Source organism: Gloeocapsa sp. PCC 7428 (assembly GCF_000317555.1).
GTDB lineage: Bacteria > Cyanobacteriota > Cyanobacteriia > Cyanobacteriales > Chroococcidiopsidaceae > Chroogloeocystis.
The window spans coordinates 1,637,591-1,658,653 of the sequence record NC_019745.1 but is presented as its reverse complement, the minus strand read 5'-3'; the positions used below and the strand labels follow the sequence as shown (position 1 = coordinate 1,658,653).

The window sequence follows — 21,063 nt, the reverse complement described above, 5'->3', positions numbered from 1 at the left end:
CTTATTCTTCACCTCTTTCTACTGCCGAAGACCGACGGCGACGCCTGCGAGTGACAACACCTCCGCCATTATCACCTTCATCGGTCACAGTCGCAACTGAAGAGTCCTCAGTATTGGTGACAAAAGATTCTGATGGCACTTCTGCGCTGATTGTCATTGGTTCTGATTCTGATGATGCGGGTACAGGAACATCTTCCTCCTTAGCAACTTCTGAAGGAGCCTGTCCAGGTAGTACCACGTTAATAATCAGCGATCGCGAATTTTTAACTGACCGATTCAAGTGTACCAACGGAGAAACACCCATCATTGCATAAATTTCCTGTTCTTCTGGGGTCATTTCCACCGACACAATCTCTGGTGGTTCGACGACAGCCGGTTTTACGGGTTCTGGTTTTGTAGGTCGAGCGCTGCGATCGCGTTCGATCCAATTGTTTTTGCCAATGATCGGTAACGATACCTCTGAGGGCGCTGATTCAGACTCTGGTTCAAAATCTTGGTCGCGATCGCTGACTAAGTTAATCGGTGCAGCAGGCATCCGAGGTTCATCTTTGACAGGACCTTCGACTCTGCCAATCAAGCGCCGCCGAGTCCGACGATTTTTGTTATTCTCTCCCAGTTCTTGATAACTAGGATGATTCAGAATATTGAGATTGGCAATTTCATTGTCGCCTGGTTCAACATTATAATCTGCGGCTGGTTCGGTGGTATAATCTCGCGATTCTGCGAACCGCAGTGTTTCACCCATAGTTCGTTCTCCCCCATTACGCAACGCGATCGGATCGCGTTCCGATTCTCCTGGAAGATGCACCAGATGTCCCAATCCACCACAAGTAGGACACGGGCGACCAAACAGTTCGTAAATGTTTTGTCCTTGGCGCTTACGAGTTAATTCAACTAACCCTAACTCGGATAACTGCGCAATCTGCGGTCGTGCTTTATCAGCTTTAAGCGCTTTGTTAAAGTGTTCTAACACTTGCAATTGGTCTTTGCGCGATTCCATATCGATGAAATCAACAATAATTACTCCTGCAAGATTACGTAAGCGCAGTTGGCGCGCGATTTCGGTTGCCGCTTCGCAGTTTGTCCACAGTACGGTTTCGCGTGCTGTTGCCGATCGCGTGAACGACCCAGAGTTTACATCAACAACAGTTAAAGCTTCGGTCGGTTCAATGATCACGTACCCACCCGAAGGCAAATCAACTCTTGGTTTAAGCGCTTCGCGAATTGCGGCGTTGATGCGGAAGTATTCTAAAATGGGGATGCGATCGCGGTGATGGTCGATTAACAATCCCTGTGGAGCTTGACCCCCGCTCCAGTTAATTAAGTATTGTTTGACGCGCCTTAGCCCTGTATTAGAATCGACAACAATTCGATTCACATCCGCGCCATACATATCGCGCAGGACGCGCTGAATAAAATCATTATCTCGGTTCAAAAGTGAAGGGGCGCGTGTCGATTGCGCTTCTTGTAAAATCGCCTCCCATTGCCGTTGTAGCGACTCTAAATCTTCCATAATCGCTTCTTCTGGCTTGCCTTCGGCTTCGGTGCGAACCAGTAAGCCCATACCTGCTGGTTTAATCAGAATTGCCAAAGCTCGTAAGCGGTTGCGCTCATTTTCATTTTTGATGCGTCGTGATAAATTCACACCGCGTCCAAACGGCATCAACACCACATACCGACCTGGTAAAGTAATGTTTCCTGTTAACCTCGGTCCTTTATTTCCCGTCGGCTCCTTCATCACTTGCACCAAAACTTTCTGCTGTGGTGCCAACAGTTCTGTAATTGCTCCTGCTGTGCGCTTGAGTTTGAGTGGTCCTAGGTCAGTGACATGAATAAAACCGTTACGTTCTGTATCACCTATATTGACAAATGCTGCGTCAATACCTGGTAAGACGTTTTCGACAACACCTAAATAAATATCACCAATTTGGTGCCGACCTGTAGCAACGACAAGTTCTTGAATTTGGTCTTCTGAAAAGACTGCGGCAATATTATGCTGCTCCGCTATGATAATTTGTTTTGGCATTCAATTCCCTCAAAATCGCCATCAATTCTTGGCTTTAAATTTTAGTTACACAAGGAAACAAAATCAGGTTTTAACACAGCAGAAGGTAGAAGGGAAAATCATTTCCTTACGATTATGCTGAACTGCGATCATCTCGTTACCTTTGTTGCTCAGTGCGTCCTTCCCGAATTTGCAGATTTTTAGCTTTAAAACCAGCTTTCAACTTCTCTACTGGTACATAGAATATAGTTTTGCTCGTGATGGAAACCAAGAAGTTAATCTAGTTCTAGCCTCAATTCGGTCAATTCTTCCCGAATCGGCACATACCTAGCGTTTCACTTGAGTAACCATCTTTTGTTGAGCTTCATGCATTTTCCTAAATTAAGGAAGTTTTAGGAATACACTCTGCAACAACTCATAGCGAGATATCAATGGCTGCGCCTAGATTTGGTTATACCACTTATAGGGACAAATAGAGAAAATACTCAATCCGCCTTAGCTTTTGTGCAAAAGAATTGTCAAATTCTTTACTCATCTTCGCTTTAGCCCTGATAACAGGAGAGTGGTCAGGTCACTCAACGTGCGGCGCTAGAAAAACTTCTATTGGTTCAATTTTAACTCAACGTTGAGAAAAAGCAATTAACTGTCGCATTGACCTACTAAGATACTGCTTCGCTTGAGTTTTCTTCCAAGATTAACTGCTGGCGGTGGATGTGCCGGATATAAAATTCTTGCTGAGGCGCAACTTGCTCCAACATAAAGATAACTTGCTCTGGTCGAAGTTGCGTACCATCATTACGACAGCTACCGACATAGCGGATTATGGTATTTGCTTCGCGTGGTTCAACGGATAACTCAAACAAGCGATCGCGTAAATTGACGTTTTGGCGTTTACCAGATTTACTTGTTTGCTCAAACCAAATTACTTTTGAGTTGGCGATCGCTGCTACCCATTCTTGCCATTGTGCAGAAGTTGTCTGGTTTGTTGTCGTAACAGTAATCAAATACTCAGCTTTGTTTAAAATTTGAGTTGCGGCGGGTGCTTTCAAATCGACAACAGCTACGCTGTAAACTGGCATATCGCTCGGCAATTGTTGACTTAATCGGTGTTGAAACTCCTGCGGAGCTACTTCTTGCGTTAACTCAAAGTCAATAATCTCACCGCTACTGGTTGCACCTAACGGTAATGCTTGCGCAATACTCATGCGCGGACTCGGATGAAAGCCACCTGTAAACGAAATTGGTAACGCGGCTCGACGAATTGCCCGATCAAACAATCGTACCAAATCAAGATGACCGACTAAAGCCATATCGCCCAGCTTGCCAAAATGAACGCGTAAGCGCTGCACCTTGGTTGTTTTTGGCACAAAATCACCTATAAATTCGGGAATCGGCGGTGGTTCAATAACGATATTATGTCCAAAATCAGTACTACACACTCCACAATGCGAACAACTATCAAATGAACAATCGGGTACTATGGCTGCTGCTAAAGCGCGTTGCAGATCCTCTTTTAACCACTGCTTACTAATTCCGGTATCAATATGATCCCAAGGTAATGGAGTATCAAGCGCAGGTTGTCCTTCAGCTATCTCTTCGCTGACCTCTGACCCCTGACCTCTGACCCCTTCAATTTGACGATATTTCCAACTTAATCCAGCTTCGGCGATCGCTTCGCCCCAAGCATTAAAAGCTCGTTCTACACTGTCATACCAGGCATCCATACCTGCACCGAGTTCCCACGCCCGCCGAATCACACTACCAAGTCGGCGATCGCCTCTACCGATAAAATCTTCCATCGCTGAAATGCGCACATCGGTGAAGTTCGCTTTGACTCCCCGCATCCGGCGAAATTCCTGACGTAATAGTTCTTGTTTCCGTTCAAACTCAGCCGTAGAAACCGAGTGCCATTGAAATGGAGTATGCGGCTTCGGTGTAAAGTTAGAAATCGTTAAATTAAATGCGAGTGGTCTTCTCCCTTTAGCGCGACACTCGCGTTGCAACCAAGCTACGGTTTCCGCAATTCCCAAAACATCTACATCTGTTTCGCCTGGTAAACCGATCATAAAATACAGCTTGATTTTATCCCAACCTTGTTCCCAAGCTGTTTTCACACCGCCTAGCAGTTCTTCGTTTGTTAACCCTTTATTGACAATATCCCGCAGCCGTTGCGTTCCAGCTTCGGGCGCAAACGTTAACCCTGACTGTCGCGTGCCGCCTAAGATCTGCGCAATATTTTCATCAAAGCGATCGACACGTTGGCTGGGTAACGATAATGAAATATTCTCCGCTTGCAAGCGATTTTTGATTTCCATTCCTACCGCTGGTAGCGATAGATAATCCGAACATGATAGTGATAGCAGCGAAAACTCATTGTAGCCTGTAGCGCGCATTCCCTGCTCAATTGCGGTGACTACTGCTTCGGGTTCGACATCGCGTGCTGGACGTGTCAGCATTCCTGGTTGACAAAAACGACAACCCCGCGTACACCCCCGCCGAATTTCAATTGTCAGGCGATCGTGGACGGTTTCTACATAAGGAACTAAGCCAATTGAATATGCAGGTATTGGGGCAGCAACGCGGCGGAGAATTCGCCTTGGCACATCTACAGTATTTGGGTATATTGAGCCATCGGCTGCCATATCATAAAATTGCGGCACATAAACCCCTGGGATTTGTGCCAAGTCGAGTAATAAATCTTGACGGCTTAATCCGCGTGTTTTACCTTCTTCTATGACTAAGCCGATTTCTGGAAGTAATTCTTCACCGTCTCCTAGGGCAAAAAAGTCGAAAAAGTCCGCGTAGGGTTCGGGATTTGAGGTTGCGGTTTGCCCGCCTGCAAAAATGAGTGGATAGGTATTTGAAGCTTGTCTATCTTTCCATGTCAGCGGAATTCCGGCTAAATCCAACATCTCTAAAATATTGGTTGCACCAAGCTCATAGCTTAAGCTGAAGCCGAGAATATCAAATTCTTGTAAAGAGCGCTTAGATTCGACAGCAAATAAAGGCGTTTGCGTTGCACGCAGTTTAGCCGCTAAGTCGGGCGCAGGTAAATAGGCGCGATCGCATAATTCTCGCGGTTGCGCGTTCAGAATATTGTACAGAATGATATGCCCCAAGTTAGATGCACCGACTTCATAAAGTTCTGGATAAGTTAGTACCCAGCGGACTTTAGCAGCATCCCAGGGTTTATGAACCGCCCCTAGCTCGTTTCCTAGATAACGCGCGGGTCGTGAGATCTCAGATGTAATTAATCTTTCAACAGCAACTGTCACTGTACTTATCAGCTAATAGGCGCTACTCATTTCAACCTTAACACTATTAGCGTTAACAGTTTTATCTGTTAAATTTAATGCTTTCTCATAATACAGCTTGACTATGCACACATACTTTGCTGTGAATAGTAGCTATGCGCTGTTGCTACCTCTGGAATCGCGATCGCTGCTTCAAAAGCCGCAAAACTTTCAAAGATCTCTAATACAAGATCAAGCTGAGTTAATTCAAAAATTATCCGCAATGCTGGTGACACCGCACACAGACTGAATCTTTTTCCCCAAGTTTTCGCGAGATTTAAACTCTGAACCAACGCGATTAGACCCGCACTATTAATAGATTCCACGTTTTCCATATCTACTAAGATACCAGTGTGGTCATCTTGGGTAACTGCTATTTTTAGTTGTCGTTGAAATTCTGCCGCATTTGCAGCATCAAAAAAACCGTAAGGTTTAATTAGCTTAATCTTTGGATAGGCAATCATTGTTTGCATCATACGTTTTTGCTGAAGCTACTCACCAATTACCTGATAGTTAACAACTTGATAATAGAGATACGTTTGGAAAATGTGTATACAGTGAAGTACTGAATCTTGATTTTTCCAACTTGGTTGTTTAAACCTATCATTAATCTACAAAAATATAAAGTATACACTTATACGAAAAAACATTTTCATAACTGCATCGAAAATTTCTTTAAGTTCTTGCTTACCTTTAACACGTCCTACTTGTATCGCTAGAATACGGTAAAGAAATTCATGTCGCTTCTACTACAAAGAAGATCAATTTGTGCGTAAATTAAGGTAAAATCACTAAGCAGTATTTTTTTTATAAGCGTTTGTTAAAGTTAATTCGCGATGTATGGGAGTTTATATAAAGATTAAGTAAAGTTCATTCTTTATGCTTCTCATAGCATCTATCTTGCGGCATAAATAGTTAGTTAGATTTCAGTGATATGAATCACGTAGACAGCATGATTTCATACATTTTTGCTACCATATAGATACTAGAAAATAGAGGAAAATAAAATAAAAAACTTAGTATGAAAAGTAGATATGGCATTCGCCAATTAGTAGAAAAAGCACTATACATCAAACGTTTAACACCTGACATTGAAAATGCAATTAACTCTGAGTTAACCGCGCAAGGTCATATTTCTGATATAGATTACGAAGCGCTAGAGTTATTAATGGCAGAGATGGACGCAGGTAGAATCAAGCTTGTGCCCAGCTTTTGAAGCTGTGTAAGGTTCAACACTGACTTATTCGATATTGAAATAACGGCATAAAAGCTGCTAGTACGCGCCCTTAGCCACTGTCAAGTTCTGTGCGAGGATAATCCTCAGACATTTGCCAGACGCGACGAATAAACTGATTGAGTTGCGCCACACTAGCTGAATGAGTCTCCGCAGCAGGTTCTGTAGCTAATGGTTCGACTAAAAAAGGAATGACCTCGGTATCTAAAGCAGGACGAAACAAGATACTATGCCAAAGTAAGTCCGCAGCAAAGCGTAAATCAGTAGCTACGGGTGGCTGTTCGGAAGTAACGTCGCCAGAATAAGTCACTAACACCAAGGGACGTACCCAGCACATCCGACGCGACTCTACGACTTGAATGACTTCTGCATACAAACGTTGATTGTCATTTTCTAAGTAAACAATTTGTCGCGGTTGAAAGTCACAGTTAAAGTCCATTAATACTGACTCCACAGCAGCTGTGTTACATTTGTTGCTGCTTAGTCCAATTTTACAAAGTCATCCAAAGTCAATCACACTTTCAGAGCGATCGCGATGTTTTATCCTCAGGGTAGTGGGGAACCGGCAGCTTGCGAATCAGTTGAGATGAGATAAAATAAATGAATAACTGTTAAGCAACGTTTTAACAGTTTGTTGTAGTGAATGAAAAAAGTGGATAGCAGTGTCTGTCGAAACTCTTGAGAAGCGTTCAACGAACAGAAAGCTCGCACCTCGATACCGCGTACTACTTCATAATGATGACTACAACAGTATGGAGTATGTCGTGCAGGTGTTAATGCAAACCGTACCGAGTATTACTCAGCCGCAGGCGGTTAGCATTATGATGGAAGCGCACACAAATGGAATGGCGCTTGTCATTACCTGCGCGCAAGAACACGCTGAGTTTTACTGTGAAACATTGAAAAATCACGGTTTAACCAGCACGATTGAACCAGAGGAATAACTAAAACATCGTTGCGGCATAAGATTAGTAGTATCGCGCGTTATCCAGTTCCTATTAGACTGGGATTTTTTATATTGGCATTACTGCTGATGTGGTTGCCAATTGCCATCCCGATTTATTTATTAGGGCGCGATCCTAATACTGTTAGCATTTTGACAATGCTGCTGTTGTATGGAGAGTTTATTTTCCTCCTACGCTGGTGGGGAAAGTGCGTTTATCATCAGCGTCGAATTTTACAGCATTATGGTTTAGTCAGAACGCGACGCAATTGGTTAGATTTACTCCGTGGACTTGTTATCGGAGTTATTTTAGTTTTTAGTTTATTTTTAGTGGAAGGTTGGCTAGGTTGGTTAGTTTGGCTTCCTAGCACTGTTTTGTTACCACAAATCATTTTAGAAGGCTTGATCGTTGCGATCGCCGTTGGTTTTGCAGAAGAGTTGTTGTTTCGCGGTTGGTTGCTTGATGAGTTAGAACGCGATTATCGCCCAGCAGTAGCACTGTGGGTGAATGCTATTTTATTTGCGCTGTTGCACTTTATTAAACCGCTACCAGAAATTTTGCGCACCTTACCACAATTTCCCGCATTAATTGTCCTGGGACTCACTTTAGTTTGGGCGAAACGATTGCGAAATCGCCTTGGCTTACCAATTGGTTTACACGCAGGTTTAATCTGGGGATATTACATCATTAATGTCGGGCAATTGACGCAATACTCTGGTCAAGTACCTGATTGGATAACGGGTGTCGATCGTAACCCACTTGCTGGGGTTATGGGGTTGTTATTTTTGGCGATACTGGCGTTGGGGATACGGCAGCGGCTAAACTTTTTGGTATCTGGAAAGCAAGCGAGATAACGCGTGCTGCCATAAAACATGATAGTGCGAACCATAACACGTGGTTACTTTGGAAGCGATAAGCGGTAACTAGCGCGATCGCACCAACCATCGCTGCAACTAGACTCGCTTGACGCAAAACGCGCCCTGCGGTTAAACCTAAAAAGTAGCCATCGAGCATATAAGCTAAAGAACCAAAACCGAGAACAGGTAACAGCCACCACACATAATTGCTAATTTGAGCAATGACAGTAGTATGATTTGTCAATAGCCCGAAGAGAGGCAGTGGAAATTGCGCAAAGGCGATCGCAAACACGAATCCGACAACGAGGCTAGCGCTTCCAGAAACCAAAAGCAATGGCAGCAGTAGACTCGAACCTTGACCTTGAAAAATTCCTGCTAGACTTTCGGTAGCAAATGCTAGTCCATCGATAAAGTAGGCAGCAAGAGTGACAACTTGCATTAACAATGTATTTGTTGCTAGCACATTTGTTCCAAGTGCGGAACTGAGGTTAGTAAATAAAGCAAAGATGGAAACGAGTGCCAGGGTACGAATTAAAATATCTCGGTTGAGTGTAAAAGTAGCTTTCAACGCCGTCGAGTCTAAAAGTTGTTTGATCTGGAGGCGAAATAATAGCTGTTGACGTTCCCAGAAAAGGAGAATACCGCCAACGCCCAACATCAGATACTGACTTGCCGCAGTTGCTAGCCCTGCGCCTGTACTTTCTAGCCCCCAGTGTACAATAAATAGATAATCAAGCGCGATATTAGCTCCATTCGCGACTGCCGACAATAGCAAGACTTTACCGCTTTGTTCGCGTCCGAGAAACCAACCGATGAGAACAAAGTTGCACAAAGTCGCAGGTGCGCCCCAGATCAGGCTATTGTAGTAATCTCTTCCCGCCGCTTTGACTTCTGGTGCTGCACTTAGTAAGGTAAATCCTAGTTCGCCTAGTGGATGCTGCAAGAGTAAAATCGCGAGTCCTAAGCCTACCGCGAGTAAAGCGTTACGTAATCCTATGAGGACAACGCTTTGTTCGTCTTGACGTCCTACGGCTTGGGCTGTTGTGCCAGTTGTTCCCATGCGTAAGAAACCGAATGTCCAGTAGATGTAGTTGAAAAGCACGGTGGCTAAAGCAACTCCAGCTAGATGACGAATTTCTGCTAAGTGTCCGAGGAAGGCAACATCTACCAAACCCGCGATGGGTACCATAAGGTTGGAAACAATGTTGACGCTTGCTAGTCGAAAGAAGCGATGGAGAAAGTTATACTGCGGGTGGGAATGCATGAATTAAGGGATTAACGAACCACCGAGGCACAGAGGTCGCAGAGGAAGATTTTAAGCAGAGTAACGCAATATGTTTATGATTGGGAGGGTGTTTGTATCAATTTAGAAGAAGGTGTAATAAATCATAATTCCCCCTTGTACTCCTGCTCCTTTCTTACTTTCTTCTATGTAGCAACTTTAAGGTAAAACGATATTAGTACCAATTAAACACGCACCTGTCAGGTTGACTCCGGTGAGATGAGTTCCTTCAAGTTCTGCACATAAGAGGTTGGTTCCGGTTAAGTTTGCGCCGGTGAGGTTTGCACCTCTTAAATCTGCTTCTTCGAGGTTGGCTTGTTGTAGCGACGCGCCTTGTAAGTCGGCTTGACTCAAATTGGCTCCGTGCAGGTTAGCACCACTGAGGTTGACGCCGCGTAAATCTGCACCGCGTAAGTCTGCGCCTTGCAGGTTACTACTCATTAAATTGGCACCGCTGAAGAAAGCACCCGCGCAAGATGCTTGTGATAGTTTTGCACCCATTAAGTTTGCGCCTCGCAAGTTGCTACCACGTAAGTCTGCACTTGTCAAGTCTGCTTGCATCAAATTCGCACCGAGGAGGTTTGCGCGTAGGTCTGTCCCTGTTAACTGCGTTCCTAAAAGATTTGCACCTTCTAATCGCGCGCGTTCTAGTTTGCAGCCGGAAAGATTTGCACCTACAAGCGTTGCGCCTGCTAGATTGACTCCCTCTAAGGCAAGACCTGCAAGCTCCGCATCTTCTAAATTGGCTCCTGGTAAGTGTTTTGCTCCAGAACGCAGCGCTGTAATTTCTTTATCTATGCTTTTTTCTTGCTTGAATGTGGGGCGATCGCTACTCACACCTGACTCCTTGCTGATTGATTCGCATTGTTGCTATCATCACTCGTTTGCGGCTCGACGAGCCACATTCCTGCACTGATTTTTGGTGCTGCTATTGGCAATTCTAAGCCTTGTTGCAAACCCATCACTAATAGTTCTAGCGTGTCAATCAGTTTTGGTTCCCAGGCTTGTCCCCGCTGTTGTTTAAATTCAGTTAACGCTTGTGTCAAAACCGAAGTTTGCTGTGGTTGTGATGCTTGGAGTTGGGTAACGCGTTTTTGAAACGCTGCAACTAAGCCCAAAATGCGTGATTCTAAAGGAATTTCTTGCCCTGATAAACCCGCAGGTTGACCGCTACCGTCCCACCACTCGTTTTGGTGCGTGATGATGTGGGCGATCGCCTGCATTCGCGGCATTGTTCGCAATACTTGGGCTGCGGGGACTAACGGGCAACTTGGTGCTTCGTCACCGTATTGTACTCCTACCGTTGCAGGGGCGATGCGATGCAGTAATCCCGCAAGGCGCAAGCGTTTTAATTGCCACGCGGGTAAGTCTAATAATTGCCCGATGGTTTCGGCTAAAGCGGCGGTTTCTGCTGCCGCCATCGGATTATCGGTATCGGCTAAATCAATCAGTTGCGCGAGTCGTAAAAAGGCTTGTAACTCGTTGGAAACTAAGTTTTGATCGAGTATTTGTTGGGCGTCGGGTGCTAACTGATGAACGCCGCTTTGACTGATTTGTAGATAATCGACAACGCGCGAGACGGTGTAACCCAAATCATCTAATTGCGTTGGTGTTGCTTTGGCGATCGCGGCGACCTGGGTCACAAGTTGTTGGCGAAGTTCAGGGTTGTATTTGCCGATGTGGGCGATCGCTAAATCGACTGTTTCTCGCACGAGTGCTGGCTCAAATGTCCAAAACCCGTAAAACTTCCGCTCAAGGTCTACTGTCGGTCTACCTGCTGTTCCATAATCAGCAGCAGATAGTTCCTGACACAACACCATCGCGGTGTAGCTAGGAGAATAAATAATTAAATGCCACTCTTGCGCTACAGGATCTTTGGGGTCTAAGGCGACTAAATCGACATTTGCAAGTTGACTTGTCGGATGTTCGGCAAAACCCGTATCCGGTGCTGCCATAATCGCGATGTGTCTTGCCTTTTGTGCGATTTGACTGTATCTTTCTGCCTCTTGGAGATACCATTTTCCTTGTTGAAACGCGGTAATGACTAATGGTGGACTATTCGAGGTCAGAACACAGTCTTCTAAGGCGTGACAAAGCGCGACGAGGGTATTTTTGTAATACACGCCCAAATTAAGGGGTTGCTTAGTATTAGCGTGAGCGGTGGCTAGCTGTTGGAGTATGGAACCTTCTAACATGAGGGATCGGGGATCAGGAACTTAACTGGTAACTGGTAATTGGGTGAGCGCAGATTGATATTACCCATTACCCATTACCTATTACCCATTACCAATCTTAATTAAACTGTGACAAGCTGTTTTTTGTTGCTCTCAATCGGTGCGGATAAGGCTTCTTCTAAATCAGCACATCCAAGACGCGCTTCGAGAATGTTCATCACTTCTCGACCAAAGTCGTTGGGGTTTTTCTGCCATGCTTCTAAGCAAACTTCGCCAAAGAAGGAACCTAGGGGTTCAGGGTTCCACAGTAGTTTCTTGGCAGTCCAAGGCATTAAACTCATAGGATCGTAGCCTGGTTTGAGAATGTTGTTTTTCAGCGCGTATTCTTCTAAGTGGGTGTGCGGTTGTAGCCCAATAAAGAAGATCGCTGGTTCAACTTTATCTGCGCCAAAAATGCGTTCAAGTTCGCGGTGATAGGCGATCGTTTGCCGAATTGTTTCTGGACGTTCGTCAATCACATTAAACGAGTAGTTGACAGAAACTAAGTCGTTGAAGCCCGCCGCTTTCAAGTCTCGGCAGTTTTCTAAAACTGTCCGCAAGTTGTAACCCATGCGCATTTTGCGTACAAGTTCTTGCGAACCACTCGTAATGCCAATTTCAAAATAGTTCATCCCTGTTTTGACCATGAGGTCGCACAATTCTGGGGTTAGGTTGTCAGCACGGATATACGCCGCCCAGTGAATGTCTTGCATTCCCGCATCGAGGATTTTTTGTAGTAACTCTACAGCGTCATCGATAAAGCGTCGCGCTGGAATAAATTGTGCATCAGTAAACCAAAAGTTACGAATCCCGCGATCGTAGAGTTGGCGCATCTCCGCAACAACTTCATCTGCTGGGTTAATGCGGACTTGTTTGCCTTCAACTACGGTGTAGACGCAGTAGCAACAGTTGTGCGGACAACCGCGCTTAGTTTGGACGCCGACGTAGAAATCTTGATCTTGAAGATAGTACTGAAATTCTGACCAAATACTCTCGATGTAGTCGTAGTTACAGGCACTTTTTTCAATCGGCGTCGGTTGTTCGTGGATGAGGCGATCGCGTGGCGATTTTTCGCCAGCAACATAACAGCGTTCGTCCCGAAACTCTTGACCTCGAATCAGTTTTTCGAGCAGTAACTCTCCCTCGCCGACAGAAACAATTGTGCCTTTGGGCAACTTATCGCCTAATTGCTCGTAAAATACGCTTACTGCACCGCCGCCGACGACTGCACGGGCTTCTGGCTGATATTTTTTGGCGCGGCTCAGTCCGCGTTTGATCAATCCTAAATTTCGCCACAGTTCCGTGTAGTATGATGCTGCTAGTCTGAGTCCGCCGATTGCTCCGCGTAATTTAATGAAGGGATGGCGCGCATAGTAAAACTCAAAGGCATTTTGCAACGGATTTCCGCCTCTACCTCCCACAGGTGCGTAGATCTGGATATCCCGCCACGAAAAGACGAGTAATGTCGGCTGAAATTCATCAACACAAGTATCAAGCGCAGACGCAAAATCGAGAGGTGGTACCGTTCCTAAGTCAAAAATGCGTTGCTCAACACTGGGGAATTGTTTGTGGATATGATCTGCCAGGTAGACAACTCCAATCGGAAAAATGGGGTTGCAAGGAAGGCGAACGTAGAGAATCCGGTTTTCCATAGCGCTTATTTAGGACTAAATCTTAGCAATTGTCGGACAGGAGCAAGTAAGGAATCCTCTTGTTCTTACGTGCAACTAGCTGCGGGGTATTTATAGCGATAGTCAACATGATTAGAAGATGAGAGAGAATCTCAGAATTATTGACTCAATGATGAGCAAGGCAGTGCTTCGCCCTTGTTGTAACCCTGACCTCTGACCTCTAACCTCTGACCTCTGATAAAACACTGATCCCCAGATAGATGCCTGGTGATTTGTAGACTTTATGAAAGAGTTTTTCATATAACTTTACGATAACATTCAGTTTGCTGCATCGCGCGGAAATTTTTGTCGATGGCGCGAAGTGATTGCTAATTGTGCAAAAATTGAGTTTAATTAACTACAGAATTAAACTCGTAGTTCTGGATTTAAAAGGAATTCTGATTGTAGCCATCAGTTGGTAGTCGGGGTTACAGCAGCTGGGGATCGCTCAGTGTTAGCTTGGCTAATGTAATCTCATAGGTGTGGCTTGACGCTACTTGGCGGTTATGGCTCAAATTTTAGATCCCTTACCACCCAATCAATCTAGTCAACTTGTCTGCTGCTACGTCAATGCGACAAGCAAAATTCAGATTGCGCGGATTTCTAATATTCCCAACTGGTATTTTGAGCGCGTGGTATTTCCAGGACAGCGGTTGGTGTTTGAAGCGCCACCCAAATCAATGCTGGAAATTCATACGGGTATGATGGCGAGTGCGATTCTTTCAGATACGATCCCCTGCGATCGCCTTTGCATTAGCGAAGATGGCAAGCTAGAAGAAGCGCCAGAAATCAGCACGAAAAAAATAAATTTAGCAGCGGCTGTTTTAACGTCGGTAGATTAGACAATTCCATTTTGAAGGTCAAGCATAATAAACAGTTCATTTTTGATAAAACGTTTAATTCACTTTTCCCTCGCAGGAAGGACAACTACTAACCCCTTTGTGACGCTAAGGTAAGATGTAGTACTTGCTGAGGATTTGGTTTAAATTGAATCTGCCTTCCTTCCTGTGGTTGTGGAAAATAGCAGCATGGTCGATGGGATTATCGCTGCTAGCCTATCTGTTGTTGGCTGTAACTGGTGTTTGGATGTTTCGCGCCAGGACGACACGCAAACCGCGTCCTAATTGGCTGCGATCGCTGCATTTTATGTTTGGTGGTAGCTTAGTTCTTTTGGTGCTACTTTTACTAGCAATTGGAATTGTAGGTACACTCGGTCACTTCGGTAGTCTAGGTCACTCTTCGCATCTTCCAGCAGGTTTACTTGTTGTAGGTTTAGTTTTACTCTCCGCAGTCAGCGCGATATTAATTGATCGTTTAACTTGGATGCGATCGCTGCACATCGGTACAAATATTCTTCTTTTCCTTGGGTTAGTTTGGGTATCGTTGACAGGCTGGGATGTTGTGCAAAAGTATTTACCTTGAACTAAAACCCTAGGCGATCGCATTGCATGACATCTAAGAACTCACTGAAAGCTTAGTTCAAAATTTGTCCTAAATCGAGTACAAATCCAGGTAATACATCCTCTCCTGACAACGCTGAAGGCGATTGTAATACTTCAACATTGTTGCCTTGACGATAGATCTCGACTTGTTGGTTTTGCGGATCGATCAACCAACCGAGAAGCGCACCACAATCGATATATTCCTGTATTTTTGCTTGCAGTGTGTTTAAGTTGTCGGAAGCTGAACGCAATTCCACAACAAAATCAGGGACAAGTGGTAAAAATCGCTCGGGATTTGGGTTTAGCGCCTCTAAACGTTCTTTTTTGATCCAAGCTGCATTTGGAGAACGATCTGCACCATTTGGTAACTTGAAACCAGTCGAAGAATCAAACGCTATTCCTTTACCGTCTGCATCTGTCCAATTAAATAAGCGTTGCGTAAGTCTACCATTTCGATTTCCGCTTTTCCAGCCGGTGGGTGGCATGATAATCAATTCTCCCTCAGCTGTACGCTCTAGCCGCAAATCGCGGTTATTTTGACAAAGTTGGAAGAATTGTTCATCGGTTAGCTCAATCGCTGGGTGTAAGTTGAGTACTAAGGCAGTCATTGTCGGTATGCGATCGCACTTAATTTCAGAGCAAACTAGAACACTTTTATTATCTTGCGCTTGATGCGAACACGCACAAAATGGTAAAGCAACGTTACGCGCAAACTTTTCTAACCTGGAGATTGACAAAATAACTGTAGTTAAAAAATTGGTAATTGGCGAAGCCGCCGCACGCCTAAAGAGGTCTCTAAAGAAGGAACGGCGGTAACTGGTCATTGACAAGAATATCTATATTCCCAATTACCGATTACCAAACATAAATGAGAACCCGAACCCTTAGAATCGACTAAACACCAACAGGTTGATGCGCTGCGGGAACCATCGCCGGATCAATGTGAATGCCTAAACCTTGGGCAACTTGCATCCCATACTTTACATCAGCGCGGAAGAAATGGCACAGTTGACGCATCTGAATATCTTGTCGCGCACTACTTAAACTATCAACAATGTTCTCGACAAGGCGCGCTTGTGCATCAGGTGTCATTAAGCGATAGAGATCTCCGGCTTGAGTATAATCATCATTTCCTTGACGGCGATCGTAGCGATCGACTTTGACATTGCCTAAGTCTAACGCTGGCTCAGCGTATGCACAATTTTGCTTTGGTGTATTGTCATAGCTGTTAGGTTCGTAGTTGGGTGCGTTACCGCCATTATTGCCTAACGCCATCGCGCCATCGCGCTGATAGTGCATGACTGGACACTTGGGCTGATTCACCGATAATTGCTGATAATTTGCACCGAGACGGTAGCGTTGCGCGTCGGGATAGGACATAATCCGCGCTTGCAACATCTTATCTGGTGAAAAGCTGATTCCTGGAACGACATTTGAGGGAGAAAAGGCGGCTTGTTCGACTTCTGCAAAGTAGTTGTGTGGATTGCGATTGAGTTCGAGAATGCCGACATCAATTAAAGGATATTCAGAATGCTTCCACACCTTTGTTAAATCGAAAGGATTGTCTCGGTGACGCATCGCTTGTTCTTCAGTCATCACTTGAATACAAACGCGCCAACGTGGATAATCACCGTGGTCGATCGCATCAAATAAGTCGCGCGTTGCATGATCGGGGTCTTCACCCTTGACTCGCACGGCTTCTTGAGTGGTGAAATTTTCGATACCTTGCAGAGTTTTGAAGTGGAACTTGCACCACACGCGATCGCCGCGATCGTTGATCAAGCTGAAGGTATGACTACCAAATCCATCCATGTGGCGATAGGTTTTTGGCGTACCGCGATCGCTAAATAAAATTGTAATCTGGTGCAGTGCTTCGGGACTGAGTGACCAGAAATCCCACATGGCGTTAGCATCTTTGCAGTTTGTTTGTGGGTTGCGCTTTTGTGTATGTATGAAATCAGGAAACTTGAGCGGATCGCGGATGAAAAAGACTGGTGTGTTATTTCCTGTTAAATCCCAATTGCCCTCTCCGGTATAAAACTTAACCGCAAACCCTCTAGGGTCGCGCTCTGCATCGGCTGACCCTTTTTCGCCACCAACGGTAGAGAATCGTAAGAGAACTGGAGTTTGCTTGCCAATTTCGGAAAAGACTTTCGCTTTGCTGTAGCAAGTAATGTCGTGGGTAACAGTAAATGTACCAAATGCAGCGGCTCCTTTCGCATGAACAACGCGCTCAGGAATTCGTTCGCGGTTGAAGTGCGCCAGTTTCTCCATCAAGTGGAAATCTTGCATAAGCACAGGTCCGCGATCGCCTGCGGTTAAGGAGTTCTGGTTATCTGCAACAGGAGTTCCATTCGCGGTTGTCAAAGTATTGCGATCTGACATATAAGTTGATTTCTCCATCTTCTGAGACGCTGCAATGTCTATTTAGGGTCGATGCAAACTCATTCTCTACGCCCTTATTCGTAGTCGTTATGGGTTTGTTTTAATATCGTACTCGAAATGACTTCGACTTTAAGCAACAACGTGCAGATTGCAACAATCTGTAACATCAGTAGTTTGGCAACCAGCGGTAAGCAAATATCGCTAATACGCTTTTGGCGCTGTGTTTTGCGTATTTAATAAAAAGTTTCTTTAGCAGTAAGTCGAGCATTTGTAAGTTAACTAGATTACAGTTGCTTTAACTTCTGTCAAGATTTCCGCAAAATTGTAGATGAGCGAGCTATGCTCAAAGTAGTTGCAGCAGCGCCGACATGACATGAGCGTGCGGTTGCACTGAGAAGTGCAGAAAAAACTCATATAAAGGAGATTATTGTCATGGCACAAGAAACCGCTGCCCGATTTTTTAAAGCTGTACAACAAGATCACGCCTTACAAGAGAGACTCAAAGCAACATCTGATCCAGAAGCTTTCATCAAAATTGCTGCACAAAGGGGCTATAACTTCACTTTAGAAGATTTAGATCAAGCTATTAGCAAGTTATCACCAGAAGAATTTGCGGCGGTGATTAATCCTGGCGTTTCTCCTCGGCGTCATATAGTCCCAAGGTAAGCATACATTACATTGTTTTGTTTCAACGCTAACAATTGAGCTTGAAGGTTGTAAGTGCGTAGATCTTTAATTGTGCAAGCTTTAAAAACCGAGAGCAATTCGGCTATTTAAAAACTCAATCTGTTGCCAATCCCATACCTCTTACGGGTGGGATTTTTGCTAAGCAGGTAAGTATCAGCACTTAGTGCCTTTATGATAATGGTTCGTGGTGAAGAATGAGCCATAAATGACGAGTTGGGTTAATCAAAGACTATTCTCTACGTTAGATTGAGACTGTTAGGTATTCAGTTAAAACTTAAATCTTTTCTTAATTTTAGATTTTAATAATCATTCTCTAATAATGCGTTCTTACGCTTATTTTACCGAAAAACAACTTAAGAATTCGGCGCTGGCGTTAAGAGTTTACGCTCAAAGCTTAGTACATATCACAAGTTGCGGAGAAATCCTATATCTACACAATTTACTTACATTTTTTTTAGGATGTTTTAAAAATAAATGAACTAAAAATTAAATGTATAAGTTGTGTATGAGTTATGTATGGCTTTTATGTAGAGGCAACATTTATCAGTGAAAATGTCTAGAATTATTTGGGTAGTTTATATTCTTGTTTATGTCAACTTGAAGAATACATATAATGTCGAGAAAATTTTGTAATGGTAACCAATAAGTAAGCTATTTACCAAGGATACTGTTACTAACAAACTGAACTTGGTATTTGAATAAAACAACTCAAGATGATGATGTTGTCAAAGGTTTTGAAAATGTTGTAGGACGGAGAGAGTGAGTCGAAAATTATCATTAGGTATTTTTATAGAAAAATGCCGAAAAAGATTTAGTCATAGTTTGCGGGTGTTGCATTTACTAAGAGCAAATCTATTAAAAACCCTTAAAACTAATCGTTTAAAAAATAGTACTTTTCACCAAAGAAATCACTTGACAGGAAAAGTATTGGGAAATGTAGCAGTGACGGTTATAGTTGCGATCGCAGTACTTGCAGGTCATACCGTATCTGCGCAGTTGGTACCGCAAGAACCTTCGCAGCCGTTAACATCGCTCAAAACCGTACCGATTCCTGAACCAGCAAATTTAGGAGAATTTGTAAGCGATCGCGCCGCAGCGATCCGCTTGGGAAAGGCGTTGTTCTGGGATATGCAAATTGGCAGTGATGGAATTCAAGCGTGCGCCAGCTGCCACTTTCATGCGGGAACCGATACGCGAGCCAAAAATCAGCTGAGTCCAGGATTATTGCGTGTTAATGCTGATGGTAGTCCTAATCCCGATCAAACGTTTAGTGTAGGTAGTGGACCTAATTACACGCTTAAACCGGAAGACTTTCCATTTCACAAACTTGCCGATCCGAATAATCGTTCTTCCGCAGTCCTTGCGGATAGTAATGACGTCGCGGGTTCGCAAGGTGTACCGCTCACCAAGTTCAATAGTACAACTCCAGGAAACGCACAAGATAACGTTACAGTACAACCCGACGCGGTATTCCATGTCAATGGAACCAACGTCCGCCAGGTTACTGAACGCAACACACCAAGTACGATTAACGCAGTATTTAACTTCCGTAACTTCTGGGATGGTAGAGCGCAGGATGAATTTAATGGAGTCAACCCCTTTGGTTCGCGCGATCCGAATGCGCGCGTGATCAAAGCATCTAGACCCGCAGCATTACCGCAAGAAGTCAAAATTAGCTTAAAAAATGCCTCACTTGCTTCACAAGCAGTAGGACCACCGCTCAGTTCGGTTGAAGAATCGGCAACAGGTCGGATTTTTCCTGATATCGGTAATAAACTCGGTAGAGTCAAGCGTCGGCTACTTCCGAGAGAGACAGGTAAGAAATTACGTGCGTTGCGACCACTCGGTAAACAACTGGTTGCGGCTGATGATAGCGTACTTGGTGGTTTAAGTCGAGGAAGACAACCAGGCTTGAAAACGACCTACACGGCAATGATTAAGGCAGCGTTTCAGCCTGAGTGGTGGAGATCTGCGTATCTCATCAACGTTGACGCTAACGGAAATCGTAGTTTTGTGCGCAGAAAAGCTTCGCAAACCGCAGATGCAGATGGAATTGTCGATCCTGGTCAATTACCATCTCAGCAATATACGCTGATGGACTACAACTTCTCACTGTTCATGGGACTCGCGATTCAAATGTACGAGTCTACGCTTGTCTCGAATAATGCACCAATTGACCGATACCTCGAAGGCAATACAGGTGCTTTGACGGCTGCACAAGTGCGCGGTAAAGAGCTATTTGAAGGCAGGGCGAAATGTATCAATTGCCACGGCGGTGCAGAATTTACAAATGCATCGGTGAGAAACGTGCGGAACGAACGGCTCGAACTGATGGAAATGGGTAACGGACAACCCGCAGTTTATGACAATGGCTTCTACAACATTGGCGTGCGACCAACGCAAGAAGACTTAGGCGTAGGTGGGAAAGATCCCTTTGGCAATCCGCTATCGGAAACACGACTAGCACAGCAAGGGAAATTTAACGCACTGTTGGGCGAAAGTCCTAATATTGCAGTTGGAGCAGGCGATCGCGTCGCAGTTGATGGTGCTTTCAAAACTCCAGGACTCCGCAACATCGAACTTACCGCTCCTTATTTCCACAACGGCGGACAATTAACACTGCGGCAAGTGATTGATTTTTACAATCGCGGTGGTGATTTCCACGAGCAGAATATCAACAACTTAGACCCAGATATTGAAAATCTGAATTTAAGCGAGCAAGATAAAGATGACTTAGTGGAATTTCTCAAAGCGCTGACTGATGATCGCGTGCGGTTAGATAAAGCCCCCTTTGATCACCCGCAACTGTTCATTCCTAACGGACATCCTGGAGACGCAGCATCGGTTACGAATGACGGTACAGGTCAAGCCACCGATGGTACGCTGTTGGAACTGCCCGCAGTAGGTCGTAATGGTGGTCGTAGTAGAGCAAATTTCCCGTCTTGAACTTTAGTAGAGGTCAGAGATCAGGGTTAAAAGCAAGATAGAGAAAGAGGCTTGAGCCTCGACCATGTCCTAAGCATCTCTTCAAGTGCTATAGCAATGGGCAAT

The 21,063-nt window shown here is 44.6% G+C and carries 17 protein-coding genes; 7 read left to right on the top strand and 10 right to left on the bottom strand.

Annotated elements, in window-relative coordinates:
* Nucleotide 1: 1 nt before the first annotated feature.
* The 3 genes from GLO7428_RS07325 to GLO7428_RS07315 all read right to left on the bottom strand — a co-directional run bounded on the left by GLO7428_RS07325 (nucleotide 2) and on the right by GLO7428_RS07315 (nucleotide 5,774).
* The gene (locus tag GLO7428_RS07325; RefSeq protein WP_015187930.1) at nucleotides 2-2,026 is read right to left on the bottom strand and encodes an Rne/Rng family ribonuclease; all 2,025 of its coding nucleotides are present in this window, start codon (nucleotides 2,024-2,026) and stop codon (nucleotides 2-4) included.
* Between the two features lie 638 nt (nucleotides 2,027-2,664).
* The gene (locus tag GLO7428_RS07320) at nucleotides 2,665-5,280 is read right to left on the bottom strand and encodes a TIGR03960 family B12-binding radical SAM protein (RefSeq protein WP_015187929.1); all 2,616 of its coding nucleotides are present in this window, start codon (nucleotides 5,278-5,280) and stop codon (nucleotides 2,665-2,667) included.
* Between the two features lie 101 nt (nucleotides 5,281-5,381).
* A complete protein-coding gene (locus GLO7428_RS07315) occupies nucleotides 5,382-5,774 on the bottom strand; it encodes an STAS domain-containing protein (protein ID WP_015187928.1) in 393 nt (130 codons plus the stop codon).
* A gap of 545 nt (nucleotides 5,775-6,319) precedes the next feature.
* Between GLO7428_RS07315 and GLO7428_RS07310 the strand changes: the two genes are divergently transcribed.
* The gene (locus GLO7428_RS07310; protein WP_015187927.1) at nucleotides 6,320-6,514 is read left to right on the top strand and encodes a hypothetical protein; all 195 of its coding nucleotides are present in this window, start codon (nucleotides 6,320-6,322) and stop codon (nucleotides 6,512-6,514) included.
* Nucleotides 6,515-6,584: 70 nt separating this feature from the next.
* Here the strand turns inward: GLO7428_RS07310 and GLO7428_RS07305 are convergent, their stop codons facing one another.
* A complete protein-coding gene (locus tag GLO7428_RS07305; RefSeq protein ID WP_015187926.1) occupies nucleotides 6,585-6,971 on the bottom strand; it encodes a hypothetical protein in 387 nt (128 codons plus the stop codon).
* Nucleotides 6,972-7,194: 223 nt separating this feature from the next.
* Between GLO7428_RS07305 and clpS the strand changes: the two genes are divergently transcribed.
* Together clpS and GLO7428_RS26540 are read left to right on the top strand one after the other, a co-directional pair.
* Nucleotides 7,195-7,476, top strand: coding sequence for an ATP-dependent Clp protease adapter ClpS (gene clpS / locus GLO7428_RS07300; RefSeq protein WP_015187925.1), 282 nt, complete (start codon nucleotides 7,195-7,197; stop codon nucleotides 7,474-7,476).
* Between the two features lie 11 nt (nucleotides 7,477-7,487).
* Nucleotides 7,488-8,330, top strand: coding sequence for a CPBP family intramembrane glutamic endopeptidase (locus GLO7428_RS26540; protein WP_015187924.1), 843 nt, complete (start codon nucleotides 7,488-7,490; stop codon nucleotides 8,328-8,330).
* Here the strand turns inward: GLO7428_RS26540 and gntT are convergent.
* The 4 genes from gntT to GLO7428_RS07280 all read right to left on the bottom strand — a co-directional run bounded on the left by gntT (nucleotide 8,245) and on the right by GLO7428_RS07280 (nucleotide 13,480).
* Nucleotides 8,245-9,597: a guanitoxin biosynthesis MATE family efflux transporter GntT gene (gene gntT / locus GLO7428_RS07295; protein ID WP_041918541.1), complete on the bottom strand. Its 1,353-nt coding sequence runs from the start codon at nucleotides 9,595-9,597 to the stop codon at nucleotides 8,245-8,247. The two genes, GLO7428_RS26540 and gntT, sit on opposite strands and share 86 nt — an antisense overlap.
* A 177-nt stretch (nucleotides 9,598-9,774) precedes the next feature.
* Nucleotides 9,775-10,452, bottom strand: a complete 678-nt coding sequence (locus GLO7428_RS07290) for a pentapeptide repeat-containing protein (protein WP_015187922.1) — start codon at nucleotides 10,450-10,452, stop codon at nucleotides 9,775-9,777.
* The gene (locus GLO7428_RS07285) at nucleotides 10,449-11,810 is read right to left on the bottom strand and encodes a DICT sensory domain-containing protein (protein WP_015187921.1); all 1,362 of its coding nucleotides are present in this window, start codon (nucleotides 11,808-11,810) and stop codon (nucleotides 10,449-10,451) included. Before GLO7428_RS07285 ends, GLO7428_RS07290 begins: the two co-directional genes overlap by 4 nt.
* Before the next feature lie 101 nt (nucleotides 11,811-11,911).
* A complete protein-coding gene (locus GLO7428_RS07280) occupies nucleotides 11,912-13,480 on the bottom strand; it encodes a photosystem II high light acclimation radical SAM protein (protein ID WP_015187920.1) in 1,569 nt (522 codons plus the stop codon).
* Between the two features lie 524 nt (nucleotides 13,481-14,004).
* Between GLO7428_RS07280 and GLO7428_RS07275 the strand changes: the two genes are divergently transcribed.
* Nucleotides 14,005-14,340: a DUF1830 domain-containing protein gene (locus GLO7428_RS07275; protein ID WP_015187919.1), complete on the top strand. Its 336-nt coding sequence runs from the start codon at nucleotides 14,005-14,007 to the stop codon at nucleotides 14,338-14,340.
* A 145-nt stretch (nucleotides 14,341-14,485) separates the two neighbouring features.
* Nucleotides 14,486-14,920 carry a DUF4079 domain-containing protein gene (locus GLO7428_RS07270; RefSeq protein WP_015187918.1) on the top strand — a complete coding sequence of 145 codons (435 nt, stop codon included), beginning with the start codon at nucleotides 14,486-14,488 and terminating at the stop codon, nucleotides 14,918-14,920.
* A 52-nt stretch (nucleotides 14,921-14,972) separates the two neighbouring features.
* Here the strand turns inward: GLO7428_RS07270 and GLO7428_RS07265 are convergent, their stop codons facing one another.
* Complete coding sequence (locus tag GLO7428_RS07265) at nucleotides 14,973-15,548, bottom strand: Uma2 family endonuclease (RefSeq protein ID WP_041918989.1); 576 nt, start codon at nucleotides 15,546-15,548, stop codon at nucleotides 14,973-14,975.
* 286 nt (nucleotides 15,549-15,834) lie between these two features.
* A complete protein-coding gene (locus GLO7428_RS07260; protein WP_015187916.1) occupies nucleotides 15,835-17,325 on the bottom strand; it encodes a catalase in 1,491 nt (496 codons plus the stop codon).
* Between the two features lie 432 nt (nucleotides 17,326-17,757).
* On the opposite strand from GLO7428_RS07260, the gene GLO7428_RS07255 reads away from it, so the two are divergent.
* Both GLO7428_RS07255 and GLO7428_RS07250 read left to right on the top strand, forming a co-directional pair.
* Entirely contained in the window at nucleotides 17,758-17,991 is a 234-nt protein-coding gene (locus tag GLO7428_RS07255; RefSeq protein ID WP_015187915.1) for a Nif11-like leader peptide family natural product precursor, read from the top strand.
* 963 nt (nucleotides 17,992-18,954) lie between these two features.
* Entirely contained in the window at nucleotides 18,955-20,958 is a 2,004-nt protein-coding gene (locus GLO7428_RS07250) for a cytochrome-c peroxidase (protein ID WP_196797472.1), read from the top strand.
* Nucleotides 20,959-21,063 lie beyond the last annotated feature (105 nt).